At 69.3% G+C, this 3,937-nt stretch carries 4 protein-coding genes and 1 pseudogene; all 5 read right to left on the bottom strand.

Annotation, left to right across the window (positions count from 1 at the left end):
• The coding region (gene nuoG / locus FV228_RS22485; RefSeq protein ID WP_147856629.1) for an NADH-quinone oxidoreductase subunit NuoG at positions 1–1,911 on the bottom strand (1,911 nt) is incomplete at its 3' end.
• 10 nt (positions 1,912–1,921) lie between these two features.
• A complete protein-coding gene (locus FV228_RS22480) occupies positions 1,922–2,110 on the bottom strand; it encodes a hypothetical protein (RefSeq protein ID WP_147856628.1) in 189 nt (62 codons plus the stop codon).
• A 4-nt stretch (positions 2,111–2,114) separates the two neighbouring features.
• Positions 2,115–3,416, bottom strand: coding sequence for an NADH-quinone oxidoreductase subunit NuoF (gene nuoF, locus FV228_RS22475; RefSeq protein WP_147856627.1), 1,302 nt, complete (start codon positions 3,414–3,416; stop codon positions 2,115–2,117).
• A gap of 12 nt (positions 3,417–3,428) precedes the next feature.
• The gene (locus FV228_RS22470) at positions 3,429–3,662 is read right to left on the bottom strand and encodes a hypothetical protein (RefSeq protein WP_147856626.1); all 234 of its coding nucleotides are present in this window, start codon (positions 3,660–3,662) and stop codon (positions 3,429–3,431) included.
• Positions 3,663–3,667: 5 nt separating this feature from the next.
• Positions 3,668–3,937, bottom strand: a pseudogene (locus FV228_RS22465) (NADH-quinone oxidoreductase subunit NuoE); the annotation flags it as partial.

The following is a 3,937-nucleotide window of genomic DNA, read 5'->3' as shown; positions in this document are numbered from 1 at the left end:
CACGGCCGCCGCGACATCGCCGGCCTCCACGGTCCCGACCGCCGCGAAATGCGGGTGGGCGGCGTAGAGCGCCCGGCGGAGCGCGGTGAGCGAATCGAACGGCAGGCGCTGGCCCAGCACGTCCGACAGGGCGCGCAGGATCGCCCAATCCTCGCGGGCATCCCCCGGCGGGAAGCCGGCGCGGTTGCCCATCTGGACCCGCCCTTCCGTGTTGACCCAGGTCGCCGACTTCTCGGTGTAGGCCGCCCCCGGCAGGATCACGTCCGCCCGTGATGCGCCGCGGTCGCCGTGGGTGCCCTGGTAGACCACGAAGGCGCCCGGGGCGACGTCGCGCTCGTCGGCACCGAGGTTGAACAGCACGTCGACGCCGCCGGAAGCCAGCATGGCCGGGAAGTCGAGGCCGCCCTCCCCCGGCACGAAGCCGAGATCGAGGGCGCCGACCCGGGCGGCGGCCGTGTGTAGGACGGCGAAGCCGTTCCACTCCGGGCCGATCGCGCCAATCTCCTTGGCGAGGGCTGCCGCCGCCGCCAGGATGCCCGGCTGGACGTTGGCGCCGACGATGACCAGCGGCGCTTTCGCTTCCTTGAGAGTGGCAAGAAAACTGTGCTCGCCGCGGGCGAGGCCCGCGAGCGACTCGGGGCCGGCGCCGATGTAGTGGCTGGGATAGGTCAGATCGACCGGCTCGCCGATCACCGCGACCGCGAGCGGCGCCATGCGCCAGCGCTTGCGGATCCGGACGTTGAGGAGCGAGGCCTCGGTGCGCGGGTTGGCGCCGACGATCAGGATCGCGTCCGCGGCCTCGATGCCGGGGATCGTCGGGTTGAACAGGTAGGAGGCGCGGCCGAGCGCCGGATCGAGCCCGGTCTCGGTCTGCCGGCAATCGAGGTTGGGCGTGCCGAGCGCGCGCATCAGCTCGCCCAGGGCGAATATCTCCTCGACGCCCGCGAGGTCGCCGACCACCGCGCCGATGCGCTTGGGATCGGTCGCCTTCACCTTGGCGGCGATGGCCTGGAACGCCTCGCCCCAGGAGGCGGGCCGCAGCCGGCCGTTCTCGCGCAGGTACGGACGGTCGAGGCGCTGCATCCGCAAGCCGTCGACGTGGTAGCGGGTCTTGTCCGAGATCCACTCCTCGTTGATCTCTTCGCTGACCCGCGGCTCGATCTGCATCACCTCGCGGCCGCGGGTGTCGACGCGGATCGACGAGCCGACCGCATCCATCACGTCGACCGATTCGGTCTTGTTCAGCTCCCAGGGCCGGACGTTGTAGCTCTGCGGGCGGTGGACCAGGGCGCCCACCGGGCACAGGTCGGCGACGTTGCCCTGGAGCTCCGACGCCATGGATTGCTCGAGGTAGCTGGTGATCTCCATGTCCTCGCCGCGGCCGATGGCGCCGAGGTCGGGCACGCCCGCCACCTCCGCCAGGAAGCGCACGCAGCGGGTGCAGTGGATGCAGCGGTTCATCGCGGTCCGCACCAGCGGGCCGATATGCTTCTCCTCGACCGCGCGCTTGTTCTCCTGATAGCGGGTCGAATCGACCCCGTAGGCCATCGCCTGGTCCTGCAGGTCGCAATGGCCGCCCTGGTCGCAGATCGGGCAATCGAGCGGGTGGTTGATCAGGAGGAACTCCATCACCCCTTCCCGGGCCTTCTTGGTCAGGCCGGAGCGGGTGAGGACCTCGGGCGGCTCGCCGTTCGGGCCGGGGCGGCAATCCTTCACCGCGTAGGCGCAGCTCGCCACCGGCTTGGGCGCGCCCTTCAGCTCGACCAGGCACATCCGGCAATTGCCGGCGATCGACAGGCGCTCGTGGAAGCAGAAGCGCGGGATCTCGGCCCCGGCGGCCTCGCAGGCCTGGAGCAGGGTGTATTCGGCCGGTACCTCGACCTCGGTGCCGTCGACGAGGATCTTTGTCATCGGTGCAATCTCAGTGCGGGGCGTCGGCGAGATCGAGGCGACGCTCGATCCTGTCGATCCGCCGGTGAACGCCGGCAAGGTTGTCCTCGACCGCGGCCAGGCGGCCCTTCCACGCGCGGACATCGTCGCCCCGGCGATCGACCGCGTGGTCGATGCGCCGCGGATCGACGAGAATCGGGCTGTCCGGCTGACCCGTCATCGGCCTACTCGGCCGCCATCGGGATGGGATCGGAATGCGGGTTGGCCGTATAGCGGTCGATCCGCTTCTCGATCTCGGGCCGGAAGTGCTTGATCAGGCCCTGGATCGGCCAGGCCGCCGCGTCGCCGAGCGCGCAGATCGTGTGACCCTCGATCTGCTTGGTGACCTCGAACAGCATGTCGATCTCGCGCTTCTGCGCGCGGCCCTCGGTCATGCGCTGCATCACGCGCCACATCCAGCCGGTGCCCTCGCGGCAGGGCGTGCACTGGCCGCACGACTCATGCTTGTAGAAGTACGAGATGCGGGTGATCGCCGCGACGATGTCGGTGGACCGGTCGAGCACGATCACCGCCGCGGTCCCCAGGCCGGAGCCGAGGTTGCGCAGGGTGTCGAAGTCCATCTTGGCGTCGATGATCTGGTCGGCCGGCACCAGCGGCACCGAGGAGCCGCCCGGGATCGAGCACAGCAGGTTGTCCCAGCCGCCACGCATGCCGCCGCAATGCCGGTCCACCAGCTCGCGGAAGGTGATGCCCAGCTCCGCCTCGACGTTGCACGGCTTGTTGACGTGCCCCGAGACGCAGAACAGCTTGGTGCCGGTGTTGTTCTTGCCGCCGAGGCCGGCGAACCACGCGCCGCCCCGGCGCAGGATCGTGCCGGCGACCGCGATCGACTCGACGTTGTTGACCGTCGTGGGGCAGCCGTAGAGGCCCATATTGGCCGGGAACGGCGGCTTGAGCCGCGGCATCCCCTTCTTGCCCTCGAGGCTCTCGATCAGCGCCGTCTCCTCGCCGCAGATATACGCGCCGGCGCCGTGGTGGACGTAGATGTCGAAGGGGAAGTCGTGCACGTTGGACTGGCCGACGAGACGGGCCTCGTAGGCCTCGTCCACGGCCTTCTGGAGCGCGTGCTTCTCGGCCACGTACTCGCCGCGGATGTAGATGTAGCAGGCATGCGCGCCCATGGCGAAGCAGGCCAGCATGCAGCCCTCGATCAGGAGGTGCGGATCGTGCCGCATGATCTCCCGGTCCTTGCAGGTGCCGGGCTCCGACTCGTCGGCGTTGACCACGAGGTAGTGCGGGCGCCCGTCGGACTTCTTGGGCATGAACGACCACTTGAGGCCGGTGGGGAAGCCCGCGCCGCCGCGACCGCGCAGGCCCGACGCCTTCATCTCCTCGATGATCCAGTCGCGGCCCTGCTCCAGGAGGAACTTGGTCCCGTCCCACGCGCCGCGCTGCTTGGCAGCCTCCAGGCCCGGCGAATGCAGGCCGTAGAGGTTGGTGAAGATGCGATCCTGATCCGACAGCATGTTCTTTGTTCCTCAGCTGACCGGAGCGTCGACGATGTCGAGGCGGCGCTCGATGCGGCCGACGCGCATATCGAGTGCGCTGTACGCTTCGTAGAGGTTGTGCAGATCGCTCTGGACACCGTGGACGGGGGTCCGAAGCGCCCGGATCTCGCCACGCACCTCGCACACACCCTCCTCGATATTGCCAAGGCGCGCCTGCATCGCCTTCAGCACCTCGTAGATCAGTTCGTTCGTGACTTCGGCCATCGCGGTCAGTTCCCGGTGGCCGACAGAGTCTGAGCCTGCCCGACCCAGTTCTCCCGGTCGATGCGACCTGGGAACGCGAGGTAGGTGCCGACCCAGGTGATCTCGTCGCGGGTCCAGGCGGCGATCTGGTCGAAATGGTAGATGCCGAGCCCGTTCAGGCGCTGGGTGTTGCCCGGGCCGATGCCCTTGATCCGGGTCAGGTCGTCCGGCTGGCCGGCGCGGGCGGCATCGAGGCCGGGCGGACGGGTGCCGACCGCGTTCGCCTTCTGCTCAGG

It is taken from the genome of Methylobacterium sp. WL18 (genome assembly GCF_008040015.1).
GTDB lineage: Bacteria > Pseudomonadota > Alphaproteobacteria > Rhizobiales > Beijerinckiaceae > Methylobacterium > Methylobacterium mesophilicum.
This window is presented reverse-complemented; position numbering and strand designations above follow the sequence as displayed.

Coding starts and splice junctions, on each gene's coding strand:
- FV228_RS22480 (WP_147856628.1), bottom strand. CDS start 2,110: ATGACGGGTCAGCCGGACAGCCCGATTCTCGTCGATCCGCGGCGCATC.
- nuoF (WP_147856627.1), bottom strand. CDS start 3,416: ATGCTGTCGGATCAGGATCGCATCTTCACCAACCTCTACGGCCTGCAT.
- FV228_RS22470 (WP_147856626.1), bottom strand. CDS start 3,662: ATGGCCGAAGTCACGAACGAACTGATCTACGAGGTGCTGAAGGCGATG.